We start from the raw sequence: 19,151 nt of genomic DNA, 5'->3' as shown, positions 1-19,151 counted from the left end.
ATTTATTAGCATTACACTTTCTTAAAGGAATTGGCTTTCCTTTATATATCCTTCACCAACAATAGTAAACATTGATGTGATTTCTACTCCTATAATGTAACACCTATTTTTTAAAAAACTGCAATTTCACCAACTTTTAATGAAATAAACAGGAGATTTTAAGTTTTGGGAAACATTTACAAGTGCCTGACACTTGTCAACTATAGCCCTAGCTCTTGTATTAACTTCTTAAATGTATTGTAAGCCGGTTTTGGAGTATAATCATCACGCATAATCCCGTATTGATGGAAAAGATCATCTTTGGAACTATCTGCATCCCGGAGCCCAAAAAGTTCATAATGGGACACATTGACTTCCTTTCGCAGTTTATAGATTGTTCGTATGACTGTTTCAAGCACTGTCGATTGACGTTCATAAGGTCTTTCTATATTGGCTATAGGGTTCTTACCTGTGGGCCATCCGTTTTCAGTAACTCGTATAGGGACTGAAGTAGGTATGCCTATCTTCGTAATATTTCCCCTAAGACTGCGAAGTGTATGCTCAACTGCAGCAGGGATTTCTTTTAAATCGAGTGGCTGGTCTTCGAATACATCCACGTAAAAATTATGTCCGACAAAATCAACGGATTCAATAAATGATGAACTTCCAGCTTTAGCTAAGTTCTCCCAAAAATCCGGAACCGATGCAGGACTTTCTGGGACCGAACCGAATCCAATCTTTATCGGTAGATTCAGTAATCGCACTTCCTTTTTCGCTGCAATTACACCTTCTACCAGGGCTTGCATTATATATGACTTTGAACCTTCCATAAAAGATAAATTAGGTTCATTTGTAATTTGTAAAGAAGCTAAATGAGCACCGTATTTGTTAATGACTTTTCGAATAAAATCAATCCAATCTTCGAGTTCTATATCTGGTTCCTGACTCTGTGTCCAATCCCCACATCCGATCGTTAAGTCCCCTAATAAATTGAATTCAAGATAGCGATCTGCATTTGCCAACATTTTTATTTCCCATTCCTTCGTATAAATGAGGTAGGTTCTTGGATACAATTTTTTTGAACGACCTCGAAGTTCCTGCAACGCAGTTTGAATTTTTTGGTAGTCATCATTAGGGCCTACAGCTAAGCCAAAAGGCGTACCAGCTACACTAAGTGGGTAAATTCCAAACGTTAATCCTGATGAATTCATTTCGTTATGCTCCTTTTATCGTTTTCTTCACAAACTAGTTCTGGGTACAAAAAATGCGACCTTCATCCTAAAGAATCGCAACCTTTTACGGTTCATTCATCCACCATTAATTCTAATAACTTCACCATTAATATGCCAATTAAAATAATTCTTAGCATTTCCCTGTTCTTATTTGAAGTAAAATAGCCAGTTTAGTTTAATTTAATTTAAAAGAGAGGCCACATTTGGACCTCCCTCCCCTCATGCCAAATAAGCTTCCCGAATTTGCTCATTGTTAATTAAATCCTTGCCAAGGCCGGTTAAGGTGATTTTCCCATTTTGAATGACATAGCCGCGGTCCGCGATACTTAAAGCCTGATAGGCATTCTGTTCAACCAACAAAATCGTCATTCCTTCATGATTCAACTCATTAATGATTTCAAAAATTTGTTCTACAATGATTGGCGCCAGCCCCATCGAAGGTTCATCGAGCATTAATATGTTCGGCTTCATCATCAAGGCGCGGCCAATCGCCAGCATCTGCTGTTCCCCACCGCTCATCGTGCCACCCTGCTGGCTTAGGCGTTCTTTAATTCTCGGGAAATAATGAAACACCCGCTCCATCCGTTCCTTGACAACCCTCTTATCCTTCACAGAAAAGGCTCCCATTTCAAGGTTTTCTTTTACCGTAAGCTTTGGGAAAATCCTCCGCCCTTCCGGCACATGGGCAATGCCGAAAAGTGATGTTTCATGTGGAACATTGTTTGTAATATCCTCCCGATTATATAGAATTCTGCCGCTTTTTGCCTTTACTTGTCCACTTATCGCTTTTAATGTTGTCGATTTTCCAGCACCGTTGCTGCCAATTAACGTGACAATTTCACCGGCATCAACATGAAGTGAAATGCCCTTTAATGCCTGAATTCCTCCGTAATAGGTGTTTATATCTATCAACTGTAAAATATGCTCTTGCTCTGCCATCATTTCATACACCTTCCCCTTGTGAAACTGTTCATAAAACAGGCTCCCCTCCGCTTTTCCCTAAATAGGCATCCATTACTTTTTGGTTTGTGCGGATTTCCTGTGCGGACCCCTCCGCAATTTTTACTCCATGATCCAAGACAACAATATGCTCCGATATTTCCATAACAAGCTTCATATCATGTTCGATTAACACAATTGTCAATCCAAATTCATCGCGCATCGCAAAAATAAGCTCCGTAAGCTCCTTCGTTTCCTTCGGATTCATCCCTGCAGCTGGTTCATCCAACAGAAGCAGCTGTGGCCTTGTTGCCAATGCTCTCCCAATTTCCAGGCGACGCTGGTCCCCATAGGAAAGGCTCCCTGCTTCCTCATTCGTAAACTTGCTTAAACCGACATAGTCCAGGATATTGTACGCTTCCTGCTCAGCGTATCGTTCTTGTTTTTTAAAAGAAGGCAAGTCAAGCACCGCCCCTAAGACATTCTGCTTAATATGGTTATGCATCCCGATCATGATATTTTCTAAAACCGTCATACTGCCAAAGAGGCGCGTATTTTGAAACGTCCGTGAAATCCCTTTTGCCGATACAGCATGCGGCTTTAAGCCGACAATGGATTTTCCATTTAGTTCGATATCGCCGCTTGTCGGCTTATAAACGCCGGTCACCATATTGAAGAACGTCGTCTTTCCCGCTCCGTTTGGACCGATGACAGCCGTGATGGAGCCCTTTTTTATGTCCATACTAATATCGTAATTGGCAATGAGGCCGCCGAAGGTTTTTGTTAAATTTTTAACGGTCAGAATGGACATCTTCATTTGCCTCCTTTGCTTCTCGAGCATTATTCAATTCCTTGACCATGCTGCTGACCTGCCCTTTATTTCTCTTAAGCCTCTCAATATCAAACACAGGATTTTTAGCTGGTAAAAGTCCCTGCGGTCGATACAAAGCAAAGAGGATTAAGATTGCTCCAAAAATAAAGCGCTGCATTTTCGCCGGTGAAAGTGCATCCGGTATCGCTAAAACGCCTTGCAGGCTTAGCTGATTCAACCAGTTGGCAAACTCGGTGAGCACCTGGAGATTGAGAATCGTCATAATGGCAGCACCTAAAATAACCCCGGGGACACTACCCATTCCACCTAATAGCACCATGACGAGAATCGTAATGGACTCAAGCAGGGTAAAGCTTGTTGGATCAACAAAGGTTTGCTTCGCGGCAAAAACAACACCCATCGTTCCGGAAAACGAAGCGCCGATGGCAAAGGCAAGTAGCTTTGTCCTGACCAACGGAACTCCCATCGCCTGGGCCGCAATTTCATTCTCACGAACAGCTTTCCAAGAGCGACCAAGCTTTGAATACTCTAGCCTGCGGACAGCAAAAATGGTAATAACTAAGATTAGAAGGACGATATAATAAAATTGGCTTGGGTACATAAATTCAAATCCAAACAGCTTTGGCGGCGTAATTGAAATCAAGCCCATGGCTCCGTTCGTAATATTTACCGGGCGGTCAAGGTTATTAAAAACAATACGAATAATTTCACCAAATCCAAGGGTTACAATTGCCAAATAGTCACCTTTCACCCGCAAAACCGGCACACCAATGAGAACGCCCACGATGGCGGCAGCAATTCCACCAATCAAGAGAAACAGCCAAAAGCTTTCCCCCGGCAAAGGAAACTCACCAAAGGGAAGAAACTGTGATGCTTGCTTTGTTGCAAATATTCCATAGGTATAAGCGCCAACGGCAAAGAAGGCAACAAAGCCCAAATCTAATAATCCTGCCAGACCGACAACAATGTTTAGTCCAAGAGCCATCGCCACATAAATGCCAACGAAACAGACGACCTCCATATAGGACTGGTAAGCAGGTCCTCGGCTTGCTGCCATTGGTAAAATGATGACTAAAACAGCCGCGGCGATAAGCCACTTTTTAAACTGACCGAACGTTGTGAAATGTAATAACAGCAATGATGCTAATAAGAGCAGGAAGGCGATAACGGATTTTTGGGCAAGGATCAACGCCGCCGTTGTCACGGCAATGTAAGCCATAATCAGGGCCGCTTGTTGTTTTTTATTCGTTTTTATTTTTTCTAAAAACACCTTCATTTTCGTTCTCACATTTATCACCTACACCTTCTCCGTAACTGCTTTGCCAAATAATCCTTCCGGCTTAAAAATCAGCACTAAGATTAGGATGGAGAACGCAAATACATCTTTGTATTCAGCGCCAAAGACGCCGTTGGTCAGAATGGTTAAATTGGCAGCGGCGAACATTTCCAATAAGCCAATCAGAACGCCGCCCAGCATTGCACCACGTATATTGCCAATTCCACCGAGGACAGCAGCTGTAAATGCCTTCAAACCAAGGATGAACCCGATGTATGGATCGATGGTTCCATATTGAATGGCAAATAATACGCCAGTAGCGCCACCCAACGCCGAGCCGACAAAAAATGTAATGGCAATCACCCTATTCACATTCACAGTCATTAATGCCGCTGTTTCCCGATCCTGAGCGACAGCTCTCATCGCCATGCCCCATTTGGTACGGTTGATGAAAAAGTCTAAACCAACCATTAACAGAAGCGCGATGACCAACACGATGATAAAGGAAGATTTAAAGGAAGCGTCGCTAAAGATGGGAAGAATGGCTGAAGCTTTGACAACAATTTGATCGTTAAAAAGGCTTGGACCCGTTAAAATATAATTTCCTTTTTTTAACTCCGTAATAAAGCGAATCAAATCCTGAAGTAAAAACGAAATGCCAATGGCCGTAATTAAAGCGATTAATTTAGGGGAGTTTCTTACAGGCCGGTAGGCAATTCTTTCAATTCCCACACCTAGGAGGCCTGTCAAAACAGAAGTAATCAGTAGAATGATAATAAGTGCCACTAGGGCTGGCATTGCCGTCATTAACCCCAGAGACGTAAATGATAACAACATGGCTGTTCCAATAAAGGCCCCTGTCATAAAAATCTCGCCATGGGCAAAGTTTATTAATTCCAAAATCCCATAAACCATCGTATAGCCCAAAGCAACAATGGCATAAACAGCTCCCAATGTTAAGCCATCAACTAATACTTGCGGGAGCGTATGAAGAACCTCTGACAACATGGATGTCACCAACCTTTCCTATTTTTTTGTATAACACGCTTCTATAAAGAAAGGGTAAAGACAATTGTCGATACCCTTCCTTGATGTAAAACTATATTTTAGTTATTTACTTACCTCATCCACTTGTGTTGCAGGATACTTAGGCTCTTCAAATTTGTAGATGAAAATTTTTGCGAATTCGTTGTCGCCAATGTCATCAAAGCTGACTTTGGTTACGACACCTTCGTAATCTGTTACATTACGTACAGCATCCCTCACCTGCTCACGGGTTGGCAAAGCATTGTTGTTGGCAGTAATAGCTTCCCCTAAGCCTTTTAACAGAACGCTCATGGCGTCATAGCCGTAGGCGGAGTATGATTCAATACCTTTGCCAAATTGGCCTTGGTACTTCTCGGCGAATTTTTTTCCTTCTTCCGTAGCTGTTGTTACCCCAGCCGCAGAGGTTAAGTATGTGTTAAGAATGGAACTCCCTGCAATTTCCACCAGTGTTGAAGAGTCCATGCCATCTCCACCCATAACCGGTCCGTTGTAGCCTTTTTCACGGGCCTGCTTAATCAACAACCCGCCTTCTGTATACATTCCTCCAAAATAAACGAGGTCAGGTTTTTTGGCGATCACTTGATTGATGACACCATTAAAGTCTTTTTCGCCAATTGTAATTCCTTCAAAGCCTTGTATCTCGGCACCTAGTTTTTCAGCGGCACCTTTAAAGGCCTCGGCAAGACCAGTCCCATATGCAGTTTTGTCTTGAATAATGAAAATTTTCTTAGCGCCAAGTGTTTTTACAGCAAATTCAGCACCTGCAGGCCCTTGGAAGTCGTCACGGGCAACGATGCGATTTACGGTTTTTAATTTGCGGTCAGTAACGTCTGTAGCTGTATTAGCTGGGGAAACCATTGGTAAGCTGTATTTCTCGTATATTTCTGAGGAAGGAATCGCGACACCAGAGTTATAATGACCAACCACTCCTAAGATTGCTTGATCAGAGCCAATTAATTGGGCATTGGCAACCCCTTTTTTCGGGTCAGCTTGGTCATCATAAGGGACTAATTGCAGCTCAAAGCCTAACTCCTTGAAATTTGCAGCATTCTCATCTAAAGCAAGCTGGGCTCCCAGTTTAATAGCTTCACCAATCGTGGCACTGCCTCCGGAAAGTGGACTTTGAGTGGCAATTTTAATGACTTGTGCTTTTCCTCCACTTCCACCGGCCCCAGATTGTGTTGCATTTCCTGTTTGCTCATTTCCACCTGATGAAGAACACCCTGCCAGTAGCCCTAATGCTAATGTTGCTGTAGCAAAAATAGATAGAGTTTTCTTTACCATTGTTGGAACCCCCCTTTAATTTGCTTACTAGTTAGAAAGACACGACTTCCGCCCACAATGGCGGAAGTCGATGCACTTTCTTATACTGATATCCAATAAAGCTTATACTTTCGTATCAGTATAAAATAGACTTATTGAAAAATATATATTACGAGCCCTTTTGAAATATAACTAAAGGTTTTGCAAGAACATATAGTGTAAAAATATGGTAGACATTTGTATGATGGGGATTGATAATTTTGATATAGTAATATTGAAAGGAGTTACAATGCAAAAATATACCTACTCTCCCCCGAAAATTAAAGATTCAACTAAATTAATTGATGTAATGGATGAACAAGGTAATGTGAAATGTAGATTCAAAAGAACTTACAAAAACCTTTTAGTGAGGTTAATAAATTATTTGGGAAGTTTTGATTGGTACACTCAAATTGACGTTTACTCTAATAATGGAGAACTTATTTATCATTGTAAAAAAACAGCTAAATGGGTTGGGCATCCATATTATCATATTTTTAACTGCAAAACGAACGAGATTTTTCAAGTAACCTATAAAACTTGGCAAAAAATTGCGCCTGAATTCCTCATTACAAGTCCATCACACGAATTCACAATGAAAAAAGAAGTAATGGATTGGGCAAGACTCTATCATCAAGGTAAAGAAGTGGCAAGATGGAAAATGAAAACGACTGAATGGTTCAAGACCTACTTAGAAATTGAAGAAACCAGTCCGATCCAAGACCCAGAATTTTTCATTTGTCTTTTTCAATGTATTTTTTATGTTGGTGACTAATTAATGATGGATGTAAAATAAAAAAATTCGCTTTCACAATGAGGTGCATTGGAAAGCGAATCTTATTCTTATGATTATATTTTTGCTTTTCTAATCACTTGATTAAAGACCTCTGAAAACACAAGGCCAATTGCAATCGAGCCTGATATCATAAAGGCTTTCGCAGCTAATTGAACAGCCATATTATAGTCATTTTCAACAAAGTGCCGCATCGAGTCATACGCCATACCCCCAGGTACAAGCGGAATGATCCCTGAAACATTAAAAACAATGATTGGTGTCTTATAAATCTTTGCGAACGTTTGGCTTATAATTGAAATAAAAGCAGATGCTATTAACGTAGCCACCATTGCATCCATTTCAAAGCGGCTCTCCAGAACGATATAAATAAACCACCCTACCATTCCTACAAAGCCACATTTGAGCAGCGTATTTCTTGGAACATTGAAGAGAATCCCAAAAGCGGCAGAGGCAATAAAGCTAGTCACAAGATGATTTAAGAAAAACATAAATAGAATCCTTCCTTTAGTGGATATGGCCAACTGAAAAAGGATTGCCGGCACCATATCAAAAATATTAATAGATAGAGATTACAACAGCAACACCGGTACCGATGGCAAAGGCGGTTAGGAATGCCTCCGCACCTTTAGAAAGGCCTGAAACAAGATGGCCAGCCATTAAATCCCTGACGGCGTTTGTAATTAATAAACCGGGGACCAGCGGCATCACTGAGCCAATAATAATTTTGTCAATTTGTTGGCCAACACCGAGTTTCACAAATGTCACGGCCATAACCCCAATTAAAAAAGACGCTAGAAATTCAGAAAAGAATTTTATATCGACTAAACGGCTGAAGTAAATAAAAAATATAAATCCAAGGCCACCCGTTATCAAGGCTGGCAAAAAGTCCCCCCAACCGCCTTTAAACATGATTAAAAAGCATCCACTTGAGATGGCAGCTGCAGCAATTTGTAAGGTAATCGTATACGCATGTTTTGTTGCATCAATTTCCTTTAAAAGCTCATCCGCTTCATGTATTTTTATTTCTCCACTGGCAATTCTCCGGGAAACGCTGTTGACCATCGCCACTTTTTGCAAGTCCGTTGATCTTACAGTGATCCTAATAAACCTGGTTGCTTCCATTTGGTCGACAGTAAAGATGATTCCTGTTGGCGTCACGTAGCTATGGGAGTTTTTAAAACCACATGCTGCGGCAATCCGCATCATTGTATCCTCCACACGATAGGTTTCCGCACCACTTTGCAGCATGATTTTTCCCGCTAGCAGGCAAGCCTCGACAATTTCATCTATATTCGTTGGTTGAGACGTTTTGGTTAGCAGCTGTTGTTCATCGTTGCCATGCTGATTTTGTTCCTTGTGCCCAGATTGATTGAGCTGACTTGATTGCTTTGAGTTTGAATCCATATGTAGATCAACTCCGTTTTTTCATTTTCCAACACTACTATATTATCCATTCTCCAGCTTAAACTCCAATTATTTAATGATAGACCATTCAGTATACAAAACAAATCAGCCCCTTCAGGTTCGCCACTATTAGTAGGTCACCCAAAGGGGCACTTCAAAAGTTATTTTACATCCAACATAATCGTAACCTTAAATAAATCGCCATCAACATCGATGTCCATTTGGCCATCATGCAGATCAACGATTGACTTGGCAATCGCAAGTCCAAGCCCAGACCCTTCTGTTTGCCGAGACGCATCACCGCGTTTAAAGCGTTCAAACAGCTCGTTGACATCACCGCCAAGCTCGTATTTGGCAATATTTTTAAAGGTAATCTCAATCTTCTCACCAATTGGTTTTATAGAAATATAGACTCTCGTATTCTCGAGCGAATATTTAAGAATATTGCCGATGATATTATCAAACACGCGCCACATTTTTTGCCCATCAACAATCGCATAGACTGAAGTATCAGGTTTCACTACCCTAAACTGCAACGTTGATTCAGCAATCTTTTCATCATACTCCGCCAAGGCCTGCTCCAATAATTGCGCCAAATCTACTTTCTCTTTCAAAAGTTCAATATTGCCGCTCGCCATTTTGGAAGCTTCAAATAGGTCATCAATTAAAACTTTCAAACGTTTAGACTTTCGATCAATAATTTCAATGTAGGAATCCCGCTCCTCTTCACCAAGACCCGGTGTTTTCAATAGCTCTGAATACGTAATAATGGAGGTTAACGGTGTCCGTAAATCATGGCTGACATTTGTAATCAGCTCTGTTTTCAAACGCTCACTTTTTGCCTGTTCTTTTTGCGAAGCTTTGACTCCATACTTTAGCGTATTAATATTTTCTGCAAGCTTTGCCAACACTGATTTCCCTGTAACAGGAAGGTCAGGTTCAAAATTACCGCGCGCAAGCTCACTCGTATTTTTAACAATTCGGTTAAAATAACCCGTGCGTTTCATGATTACAATAAAAAGTGGCAAACCTACTAAGCACAAAGCCGGCAAATAGATTACTAAAAATACGGGCTGTACGACTATGACAGCTGCTCCTAGTCCAAAAGCAAACGCAATAGCCAGAAGTATCAGCACCTGAGTCCCCACACGTCTATTCAAAAAGGCACTTTTGATTGCTTCTTTGTTTCTTATAACAAAAGCCTTCTGCCAGTCACCCTTCAGATGGGAACGGTCTTTGGAACGATCATAAAGAAGCTTTCCCTGGATAAGGGCCAAAGCAACAAAAAAAGCTGCCCTTACTAAATGATAGGAAATCCCTTCAAATAAGCTGTACATATTTACCCAATAGCCCAAAAACCAGCTATCGGTTAGAAAAATCAAGGCAAGTAAACAAGTAAACAGGAAGGCTGCAATTCTCACATCAATCGGAACCTTGTTATAGTAAGGCTGCAGTTTTTCAAACCTTAGCGTACGAAGCGTTGTTGAATTTTTATAAAAATATAAGCTTAACAGAAGCACTGCAATTCCAGCTAGTGAATAGATATAATAGACGATTTGATTATTTTTAAAATCATAATAATCATTTAAAACTGAATTTGATTGCGACGTCAGTTTCGGAACGGCAATTTTTCCAGTAAACGTTGTAGCACTTTTATCTAATAATGGCCCCACAACATCATAATCGCCAAATTCGGAATAGCTTCCATTGGTTGTTAAGTCCGTGTAATTACGAACAAACGCCATATTTTTGCTGTTTATCTTTTGTTGGGGTGAAGCGTCTGCTTCAGCTACATTCGTAAATACTTCACCGGTTTCATTATTTTTCAAGTAATAAACAAATGAGTTTTTGTATGTTAAGAAATCCTGGCGATGCTGTTCCAATTCATCAAAGTACTGATCCACCTGCTTTTCTTTTTCCTTCAAAACCTTCTCACGGACATAGTCGTCACTTGTAAAATTTTTCGTGATATCGGCAATCTTTTGATCTCGTTCAGCAATGTAAAGGTCTGTCACCTCTTTATTACCGGCCGCTTTAGCATCTTGAATTTTCCCTTCGTATTGCTCCTTAATACTCGTGATTTGTTCATTCAATTCACCGTAGCGATAGCGGTGTTCATCGATTTCCTCCGCTGTCACGGTAAGCTGTTTTTTGGCTTCTTCCCTTGTCAAACCATTTAATTCAAATACGGACAAATCATTGATAAAACGATCAAGGGTGTCTTCAAATTGGTCGGTTTGAAAATAATCTTGATTGAGATAATGATTGCCTTTGGACAGACCTACGAACAGGCCGCTCATCCCATATGTGAACAATAGCAACCAAGCAATGATAATAAATCTACTTTTCCATCTTATAGCCAATTCCCCACACCACCTTTAAGTACCTCGGATTCTTTGGATCAATTTCAATCTTTTCGCGAATTTTACGAATATGAACAGCGACTGTATTTTCCGCGTTGTAGCCCGGTTCATTCCAAACCCGCTCATAAATTTCATGAATGGAAAAAACACGCCCAGCATTCGTCATTAACAACTCAACAATCTTATATTCAATCGGTGTCAGCTTGACGGGCTCACCATTAACAGCCGCTTCTTTTGCTGCTTGGTCCAGCGTAAGCCCATGGAGATCAATAATCTTGTCCGTTGCTCCTTCATAAGTTCCCAAGGTCACATAACGCCTCAGCTGTGACTTGACCCGGGCAATTAGCTCAAGCGGATTAAACGGCTTTGTTACATAATCGTCGGCACCGACTTGCAGACCTAAAATTTTATCGGTATCCTCACTCTTCGCACTTAGCATGATAATTGGGATATTCTTTTGCTCGCGAATTTTAAAGGTCGTGGCAATGCCATCCAGGCGTGGCATCATGATGTCTAAAATAATAAGATGAATCTCCTGCTCATGCAGCTTTTCAATTGCTTCAATGCCATCTTTTGCTTTAATTACGGTGATTCCTTCATTTTTTAAATATATTTCAATTGCATCTCTGATTTCTTTTTCATCATCGACAACAAGGACATTGTAATTGGTCATTTTCCTCACACTCCTTTCCAAATTATACCGTTATATCTGGTGCTTTTCTAAGAGAGAGCGGCGTTTTTGCTCTCCTCTGAACTTATTTTCATTGTAGCCGTTAAATCTTAACAATAAGTGAGCGTAAATCTTAAGTTTTCCTTAAGATTGGCATGGGTTTTCTTAAGCAGAAGGCTACACTACGTTCCTTTTGATGATTTAAGTGGATCTACTTGAAAATATAGAGGACTTTACCGATGGATTTTGGAGTTTACCCGAAATTTCCTATTCTAGCTAAAAAACCCCTACTGGGCTCACTTTATGCGCAACCCAGAGGGGCAAAATCATATTATTTAAAGTAAGGCTATTCATCAACCAACTTAAATCCCACTTTGCACCATACTGCTTCGGTACAAATCATAATAAGCACCTTTTTTCGCAAGCAGCTCTTCATGGCTGCCGCTTTCGACGATCTCTCCGGCAGCAATAACCATGATGGTATCGGCATCGCGAATCGTATTCAGCCTGTGGGCGATGATGAAGCTCGTGCGCCCTGCCATCACATTAGCCAGCGCCGCCTGGATTTGATGCTCCGTCCGCGTATCAATACTGCTTGTTGCCTCATCTAAAATTAAAAATGCTGGTTTGGCTAACATCACCCGCGCAATCGCTAAGAGCTGCCTTTGCCCTTGGCTTAAATTGCCACCGTTCTCATCCAAAATGGTATCATACTTTTGAGGAAGGCGGCTGATGAAGCCATCGGCATTCGCCATTTTAGCTGCAAGCTCCACCTCTTCATCACTTGCATCTGGCTTCCCGTATTTAATGTTATCCTTTATCGTCCCAGAAAATAAATACGTATCCTGCAACACAATCCCGAAGCTGCTCCGCAAGCTATCCCTCGTGTAGGTCCTTATATCCCGGCCATCAATTAAAATCCGACCCTTAGTCACATCATAAAAGCGCGTCAACAAATTCACAATCGTTGTTTTGCCAGCACCTGTAGGACCGATTAATGCAATCCGGCTGCCGGCCGCTGCTTCAAAGCTAATATTTTTAAGAATCGGCACATCTTCCCGGTACCCAAAGCTGACATTTTCAAAGACAACATGCCCATTCGGGTCTTGCAAAGGAATGGCACCGGCTGGATCTTCGGGCTCATTTTTTTTATCAAAAATTTCAAACACCCGCTCCGCCCCGGCAACACCTGACAACACAACATTATAAATATTGGCCAATTCATTCAAAGGACGGACAAATTGACGTGAATAGGTTAAAAAGCTGGCAATAATGCCGACAGTTATCATGCTTTTTACCGCGAGGATTCCGCCGACGATGGCGACAGCAACAAAGCCGATGTTGCCGATAATATTCATAAGCGGCATTAAAAAGCCAGACCATATTTGTGCCTTCAATCCGACTTTTTGCAGTTCATCATTAATCCCTTTAAACTGCTCAATGACCTTTTCTTCATGATTAAAAGCTTTAATGACATAAAGCCCGGAAATCACTTCTTCAATATGGCCGTTCAGCATCCCCAGCTGCCTTTGCTGGTCCTTAAACAACACTTTCGTCCGCTTCGTAATCGTGCTCGTCAATAAATAAACGAGTGGAATCGTAATCAGACTTGCCAACGTTAGCAGCGGGCTTAAATACATCATCATAATAAATGAACCAATGAGAATGATCACGCCGTTCATAAGCTGCGTTATTGACTGGGAAATACTATTGGAAACATTATCAATGTCATTGACCAACCGGCTCATTAATTCCCCATGTGTATGAGTGTCAAAAAAAGCAATCGGCAGCTTTTGCAGCTTCGCAAACAACGTCTGTCTTAAGTTCGCCACAATCCGTTGGGAGACCCCAGCTATGACCCAGCCTTCCGATAATGTTAGGGCGCCGCTAGCCAAATAGGCAATAAGCAACCCAACGACAATCGTACCTAAAATACTGAAATTGACGCCGCCATGTTTCATTGCCATCGAGTCGATCGCTTTACCAATTAAATAGGGAGAGACAAGGGAAAGAAAGGCGTCGATTAAAACAAAGATAAACACAAATGTGAGCAGCTTTTTCTCCTGACCGATAAAGCCCCAGAGGCGCTTTAGTGTGCCGCCAAAGTTTTTCGGCTTTTCCACTTGTTTTAAGCGATTCTTTCCAAAGCCTCCCCCAGGTCCGATATTCGAAGGTGGGGCCTTACTGTTGCGTCCATCTATCTGACTTGCCACTTAAAGCACCTCCTTCCCCATCTGTGAATGATAAATCTCCTGGTACACATCACAGCTCTTCATTAACTCTTCGTGCCTTCCAGCACCAACAAGCTTTCCATCATCCAAAACGAGAATTTGGTCAGCATCGCTCACCGATGAAATCCGTTGTGTAATGATGATGCAGGTTAACTCCGCCGCATATTTTTTCAGCCCTACCTTGATCTTCGCCTCTGTTGCAACATCGACGGCACTTGTACTATCGTCTAAAATCAAAATCTCCGGCTGTTTCACGAGCGCCCGGGCAATCGATAACCGCTGTTTTTGCCCGCCCGATAAATTGATGCCGCCTTGACCAAGTCTCGTATCGTACCCTTCAGGTGAATCATTTATAAACGAGTCCGCCGCTGCAATAAGTGTTGCCTGCTTGATTTCCCCATCAGTTGCATCTTCTTTTCCCCATCTAATGTTTTCAGCAATCGTTCCTGAGAACAACATCGTTTGCTGTGGCACGATTGCAATTTTTTCTCGCAACTCTTTAAGATTGTAATCTCGAACGTCAACACCATCTACTTCTACCGACCCATCCATTACATCGTAAAAGCGCGGAATTAAATTAATTAAGCTAGTCTTTCCCGATCCGGTTGAACCGATAATCCCAACAGTCTGGCCGGGCAGGCAGCTAAATGAGATATTTTTTAAAACAGCTTCACGTAAAGAATCGTTATAGGAAAAAGAAACATTGTGAAAGTCAATGCGCCCTTTTGTTTCTCCAAGCTCTGCGGCTTCCTTCAAACTGGATACCATCCGGTTTTCTTCTGCAAAAACTTCGCCAATCCGCCCGGCAGATGCCTTTGCCCGTACAAACATGATGAAAACCATTGAAATCATCCGGAGCGAAAATAGAATTTGAATCATGTAATTGGTGAAGGCGATAATCTCTCCAACTTGGATATGACCGCTCTCGACACCATAGCCGCCAAACCAAAGCACAGCCACAATGCCGATATTCATCACCGTGACCATCATCGGGCCAAAGATCGACATCAGCCGTGAAGTTGATGTGGCAGCCCCCTGTAAATCACGATTTGATCGCTCAAATTTATGGACTTCAAAAGCAAACTGGTTAAATGCTTTGACCACTCTTACCCCTGATAAATATTCGCGCATCACGCTGTTTACGCGGTCAATCGCCTTTTGTACCTTCATAAAAAATGGAAATCCGAGTCTCATATTTAACATAATTAAAATAGCAACAATCGGAACAACCATAGCTAGTATGATTGATAAGTGAGGGTTTAAACGAATAGCCATGATTAGCGAGCCAATACAAAGAAGAGGCGCCCTGACAAAGATACGCATCAGCCCGTTGGCAAACGTCTGAATCTGGGTAACATCATTTGTTAATCTTGTAACTAACGAAGCACGGTCAAATTTATCGATATTTTGAAAAGAAAGCGATTGGATTTTTTGAAAAAGGTCGTAGCGCAGCTCGGCGCCAAATTTCTGTGAAACAGAACTGGATATAAAGTTCCTGATCGTCGCGGAAATCGCCCCAAGACCTGTAATGAGAAGCATGATGCCACCCATATGCAAAACATAACTCATCTCTTTGTTAGCAACCCCAACGTCGATAATCTTTGCCATGATGGTCGGCAAAAGCAAATCGGCTGTGGCCTCCAACGTTAAAAAGACAACAGCAACCGTAAACGCCAGCCAATATTTCCGGAAATATTTATGTAAAAAGTGCAAAAGACAAGCACCACCTTAAAAACCGTAATGAATTCCAGCTATCTACCCTAAAATATACTCCATTTTATAGGGGAATCCATCTATTTTGTTTTGCAATTTTTTTGAATAAGTGAAAAGGGGCTGTTCTACTGAACAGCCCCTTTGTTTTCCATTGGATTTTACTAATAAATATGCGGTTATTTGCCTTCGCGCTTCTACTGGGGCGTGCCGGATCTTTTCGCATAACCGTTTTTGTCTTTTGCACCTCTGATTGGGCACGTGAGACAATCTTGCATTACCTGCCTGCCGCCTTTGCGATGGTTTTGGGCACGTGAGGCGTTCTTGCGTTACCTTCACACTGCCTTTGCGGTGGTTTTGGGCACGCGAAGCGTTCTTGATAGTGACCGTGCAGCGCTTTTCTCACTCTTTTCGGGCTCTACTTCCTCCCACTAGTGACCGTACGGCGCTTTCCTTACTCTTCGCGGGCGCTATATCCACTCGCTAGTGACCGCACCCATGCCTCAAAACACGTCCCAGGCACTACTAACACACCACCGAGCACCTGGGAAGCATTCGCCACAACAAAACTACCGGCACATCCCTACCACAACGTCGGCTTCGCCACCATAAACCAAAGCATTAACATTAATAAAATAATGTAAGCCCATGTTGAGCGGTACAGAACACGAACTGATTTTACCTTATCCTGATTAGGATCGTTAAACTTACGCACTGTCGGTGAAAAAGCCCGCGCTAAAAAGTAGCCTGACACTAGCATAATGCCCACGGATGTAACAAGCCATGATGTTTTCCATGTCCATGAAGTAATCCAGACAAGCAATATTCCTGATATAACCAAAACATGCCCAGCATGTTTCGAAATTCTTACGGTAAATTTAAAAACACTTAAATATGCCTCTTGTATATCTTCCTTTACATTCAGCAGCTTTTTTATAAACGGTAATAATATGAAAAAGGGACCAATGGTTAGGATAACACTAACGATGTGAATATAAAGAATAACTTGATATAGAGTATAATTCATTTAACATAAGGAAGGATGCCTACGCGCGGCGAAACTCATGAACCCATACACGCATTTGTGGCAGCCATGGCATTCCAGGATGCATTGATAAGATTGATTGCTTATATTCCTCTACATTAGCGTATCCTTCTTGACGGGCATGTTCATCAGTCAGTTCCCCAAGTGACTGTGAATAGATGCGTTCCACAACAAAATCCTGCCCTTCAAGGGTCATTATTTCTCCAATATCAGCATATCTGCCATTGCGGCGAGTAGCTGTTTTTTGTCCATTCAATACCTTTTGAACATCTTCCGGTACAGTTACTAAACGTTCAATCGTACATGTTTTTGGCGGTAAAGCAGTATTATCATTTTGATTTGTCATATATAATAGCCACCTTCCTATGTATTTTTAAAAGGGTATGTTATGATCAAATACACCTTGGCGTATTTGCGCCCAGATTTTTATCGAGCTTGTAGTCATTATTTTTCAATATTTAACATAACCCATTTACCTTCACTTTATCATAAAATATCCCTTGTTTGCACTTTAAACATCGCCCTTTTGGTAATAACTTTTATAAAAAAAACATATGAGTGTGCGCTCTCAACCCAGCATAAACAGACAGGACCTTCCTTCATCCATACATAATTTAAACAGGATTAGTTAAAAAATATACTAGAAAAGTGCATTATCACCCTATGAGGCAAACAAGGAGGCAATAAAAAATGGATACACATGAATTTGTTGAAAAGCTGCATGACACCCAAGCGAAAGATGAGGAAAACCGTAAACGCGGCAAAGGCCATCCGGAAAAAAGACTGCCAACCAAACTACACAACCATCCAAAGCATAGTAAGTAACCCTTCCTCTAAGCGGGAATTTTGATATCAGAAAAAACCAGGTGGACTGTTCAGCCATCCACCTGGCCCCAAAAGTAATTCCTTACTACTTTACCTTCTTCCCCTCTTGAAGCCCTTCAAGCTGCGGATTTTTAATAACCTTATCGCCAGCCTTCAAGCCTTTTTCAATGACAACGAGCTCATCGGTTTCCATTCCTGTCTTTACTCCCTGCATCATAGCCTTTCCACCTTTGACAACCCAGACGGCATCTCCAGCCTTACCATCTGGGAAAAGAACAACCTTTGGAACAGCCAATTTATTTCTCTGCTCCAATGTTGTAAATTGCACATCCAAGGCGTATCCTGGTCGCAATTCGGGGGCTTTGGCGCCAAGGGCAATCGTCACCTTCACCTTTTGCTCGGTTAGGCCTAATGCTGAAACTTTTTCCTCAGCTGCCGGAGCAATCGCTTTGACAGTACCATCAAATGAATAATCACCGTTTTTTCTCTTTTGTATAAGGGTAACCGGCATCCTCTCTTTCACATTCAAGACATCTTCCGTTAACAGATAAACCTCTACCTCTAAACTTTCATTAGATTGTAGGGTAATGAGCGGCGCTTGGGTTGAAACCACTTCGCCTTCTTTAGTCATTACGCCTTTGATGATGCCATCAATTGGCGCAGAAATTTTATTATTGCCGATTAAATAATCTAAATGATTGATTTGGGCATCAACCACTTCGATTAAACCATGGTAATATTCACTTGTGCCAGTTGCCCCGCCGTTTAATTCACTTTTTAAAATATCAATTTGTGCCGCAATCGCATCCTTAAGACCGCTATAATACTGATTGGTGCCTGGCAATGGTACGGCCTGCTCTTTAATTAATTTTAGTGCTTGTTCCTGCTGCTTGAGGGAGTTTTCAAACTGTTCAACCTTGTCTTTCGCATCATCTAACTCTTTTTTGGAAGCAGCCCCGTTGTCATATAGCTTTTGCACCTTTTGTAAATCTCCTTTGGTGATGGCCAACTCTCGTTTCGTCTCTGCAATTACGAGCTCTTGCTGGGCAAGTTGTGCATTATATGGACTTTTATTTGCTTGTTTTTCCTGCCCTTTAATACTGTCAAGCTGCCCTTGTAGCTGGCCAAGCTGCTGCTTCATTTCCCGGCTCGTCATTTTCTCTTGACCTTGCAAGCTCAGTTTCTGTGCTTTTAATTGTTGGAGCTGGTATTCTAAATCCTTTGACTCCATTTCAATGAGCAAGTCACCTTTTTTGACCGCCTGTCCTTCTTTCACCGGAATGCTCGTTACTTTACCAGTGGTGACACTGTACACAGGCCTTTCAATCGCCGCTGTCACAATCCCCTCTTCTTTAAATGCTTGCGCTACCGTCTGCGGCTTGACCGCAAGCAATTCAACATCAAGGGGTTTCGCAGCTGAATAAACATAATAGCCGCCAATGCCTAATGCCAAAACACCGCTAATGATCCACTTTAAATGTGCTACCATAGCCTTTCCCC

At 41.7% G+C, this 19,151-nt stretch carries 17 protein-coding genes; 2 read left to right on the top strand and 15 right to left on the bottom strand.

All coding sequences use genetic code 11. The annotated features are described in order from the left end of the window. Positions 1 to 200: 200 nt before the first annotated feature. From ACNQFZ_RS12130 to ACNQFZ_RS12105, 6 genes are all read right to left on the bottom strand, one after another. Positions 201 to 1,190: a hypothetical protein gene (locus ACNQFZ_RS12130; RefSeq protein ID WP_458411606.1), complete on the bottom strand. Its 990-nt coding sequence runs from the start codon at positions 1,188 to 1,190 to the stop codon at positions 201 to 203. 240 nt (positions 1,191 to 1,430) lie between these two features. Then, entirely contained in the window at positions 1,431 to 2,150 is a 720-nt protein-coding gene (locus ACNQFZ_RS12125) for an ABC transporter ATP-binding protein (RefSeq protein WP_458415377.1), read from the bottom strand. 31 nt (positions 2,151 to 2,181) lie between these two features. Further along, the gene (locus ACNQFZ_RS12120) at positions 2,182 to 2,961 is read right to left on the bottom strand and encodes an ABC transporter ATP-binding protein (RefSeq protein WP_458411605.1); all 780 of its coding nucleotides are present in this window, start codon (positions 2,959 to 2,961) and stop codon (positions 2,182 to 2,184) included. Further along, positions 2,942 to 4,258, bottom strand: a complete 1,317-nt coding sequence (locus tag ACNQFZ_RS12115; protein ID WP_458415376.1) for a branched-chain amino acid ABC transporter permease — start codon at positions 4,256 to 4,258, stop codon at positions 2,942 to 2,944. The genes ACNQFZ_RS12120 and ACNQFZ_RS12115 overlap by 20 nt, the downstream gene beginning before the upstream one ends. Before the next feature lie 21 nt (positions 4,259 to 4,279). Beyond that, on the bottom strand, positions 4,280 to 5,266 hold the full coding sequence (locus ACNQFZ_RS12110; RefSeq protein ID WP_458411604.1) for a branched-chain amino acid ABC transporter permease: 987 nt from the start codon (positions 5,264 to 5,266) through the stop codon (positions 4,280 to 4,282). Between the two features lie 102 nt (positions 5,267 to 5,368). Then, entirely contained in the window at positions 5,369 to 6,589 is a 1,221-nt protein-coding gene (locus ACNQFZ_RS12105; protein ID WP_458411603.1) for a branched-chain amino acid ABC transporter substrate-binding protein, read from the bottom strand. Between the two features lie 268 nt (positions 6,590 to 6,857). On the opposite strand from ACNQFZ_RS12105, the gene ACNQFZ_RS12100 reads away from it, so the two are divergent. Continuing rightward, positions 6,858 to 7,382 carry a tubby C-terminal domain-like protein gene (locus ACNQFZ_RS12100; RefSeq protein ID WP_458415375.1) on the top strand — a complete coding sequence of 175 codons (525 nt, stop codon included), beginning with the start codon at positions 6,858 to 6,860 and terminating at the stop codon, positions 7,380 to 7,382. 74 nt (positions 7,383 to 7,456) lie between these two features. On the opposite strand, the gene ACNQFZ_RS12095 is transcribed toward ACNQFZ_RS12100, so the two are convergent. From ACNQFZ_RS12095 to ACNQFZ_RS12060, 8 genes are all read right to left on the bottom strand, one after another. Continuing rightward, positions 7,457 to 7,891: a threonine/serine exporter family protein gene (locus ACNQFZ_RS12095; RefSeq protein WP_458411602.1), complete on the bottom strand. Its 435-nt coding sequence runs from the start codon at positions 7,889 to 7,891 to the stop codon at positions 7,457 to 7,459. A gap of 67 nt (positions 7,892 to 7,958) precedes the next feature. Then, on the bottom strand, positions 7,959 to 8,807 hold the full coding sequence (locus tag ACNQFZ_RS12090; protein ID WP_458411601.1) for a threonine/serine exporter family protein: 849 nt from the start codon (positions 8,805 to 8,807) through the stop codon (positions 7,959 to 7,961). A 161-nt stretch (positions 8,808 to 8,968) separates the two neighbouring features. Continuing rightward, positions 8,969 to 11,170, bottom strand: a complete 2,202-nt coding sequence (locus ACNQFZ_RS12085) for a sensor histidine kinase (RefSeq protein ID WP_458411600.1) — start codon at positions 11,168 to 11,170, stop codon at positions 8,969 to 8,971. After that, entirely contained in the window at positions 11,148 to 11,843 is a 696-nt protein-coding gene (locus ACNQFZ_RS12080; RefSeq protein ID WP_458411599.1) for a response regulator transcription factor, read from the bottom strand. Before ACNQFZ_RS12080 ends, ACNQFZ_RS12085 begins: the two co-directional genes overlap by 23 nt. 359 nt (positions 11,844 to 12,202) lie before the next feature. Then, on the bottom strand, positions 12,203 to 14,053 hold the full coding sequence (locus ACNQFZ_RS12075; protein WP_458411598.1) for an ABC transporter ATP-binding protein: 1,851 nt from the start codon (positions 14,051 to 14,053) through the stop codon (positions 12,203 to 12,205). After that, positions 14,054 to 15,784: an ABC transporter ATP-binding protein gene (locus tag ACNQFZ_RS12070; protein ID WP_458411597.1), complete on the bottom strand. Its 1,731-nt coding sequence runs from the start codon at positions 15,782 to 15,784 to the stop codon at positions 14,054 to 14,056. A gap of 580 nt (positions 15,785 to 16,364) precedes the next feature. Then, positions 16,365 to 16,808 carry a hypothetical protein gene (locus ACNQFZ_RS12065; protein ID WP_458411596.1) on the bottom strand — a complete coding sequence of 148 codons (444 nt, stop codon included), beginning with the start codon at positions 16,806 to 16,808 and terminating at the stop codon, positions 16,365 to 16,367. A gap of 19 nt (positions 16,809 to 16,827) precedes the next feature. Then, positions 16,828 to 17,172, bottom strand: coding sequence for an ASCH domain-containing protein (locus ACNQFZ_RS12060; RefSeq protein ID WP_458411595.1), 345 nt, complete (start codon positions 17,170 to 17,172; stop codon positions 16,828 to 16,830). 344 nt (positions 17,173 to 17,516) lie between these two features. On the opposite strand from ACNQFZ_RS12060, the gene ACNQFZ_RS12055 reads away from it, so the two are divergent. Beyond that, a complete protein-coding gene (locus tag ACNQFZ_RS12055; protein ID WP_458411594.1) occupies positions 17,517 to 17,651 on the top strand; it encodes a DUF4023 domain-containing protein in 135 nt (44 codons plus the stop codon). A gap of 85 nt (positions 17,652 to 17,736) precedes the next feature. Here ACNQFZ_RS12055 and ACNQFZ_RS12050 read toward each other — a convergent pair whose 3' ends face one another. Further along, positions 17,737 to 19,140: an efflux RND transporter periplasmic adaptor subunit gene (locus tag ACNQFZ_RS12050; protein WP_458411593.1), complete on the bottom strand. Its 1,404-nt coding sequence runs from the start codon at positions 19,138 to 19,140 to the stop codon at positions 17,737 to 17,739. Positions 19,141 to 19,151: the final 11 nt, after the last annotated feature.

It is taken from the genome of Schinkia acidoalkalinis (assembly GCF_054301215.1).
The sequence above is the reverse complement of the archived record's forward strand: the minus strand, read 5'-3'. Positions and strand labels throughout refer to the sequence as shown.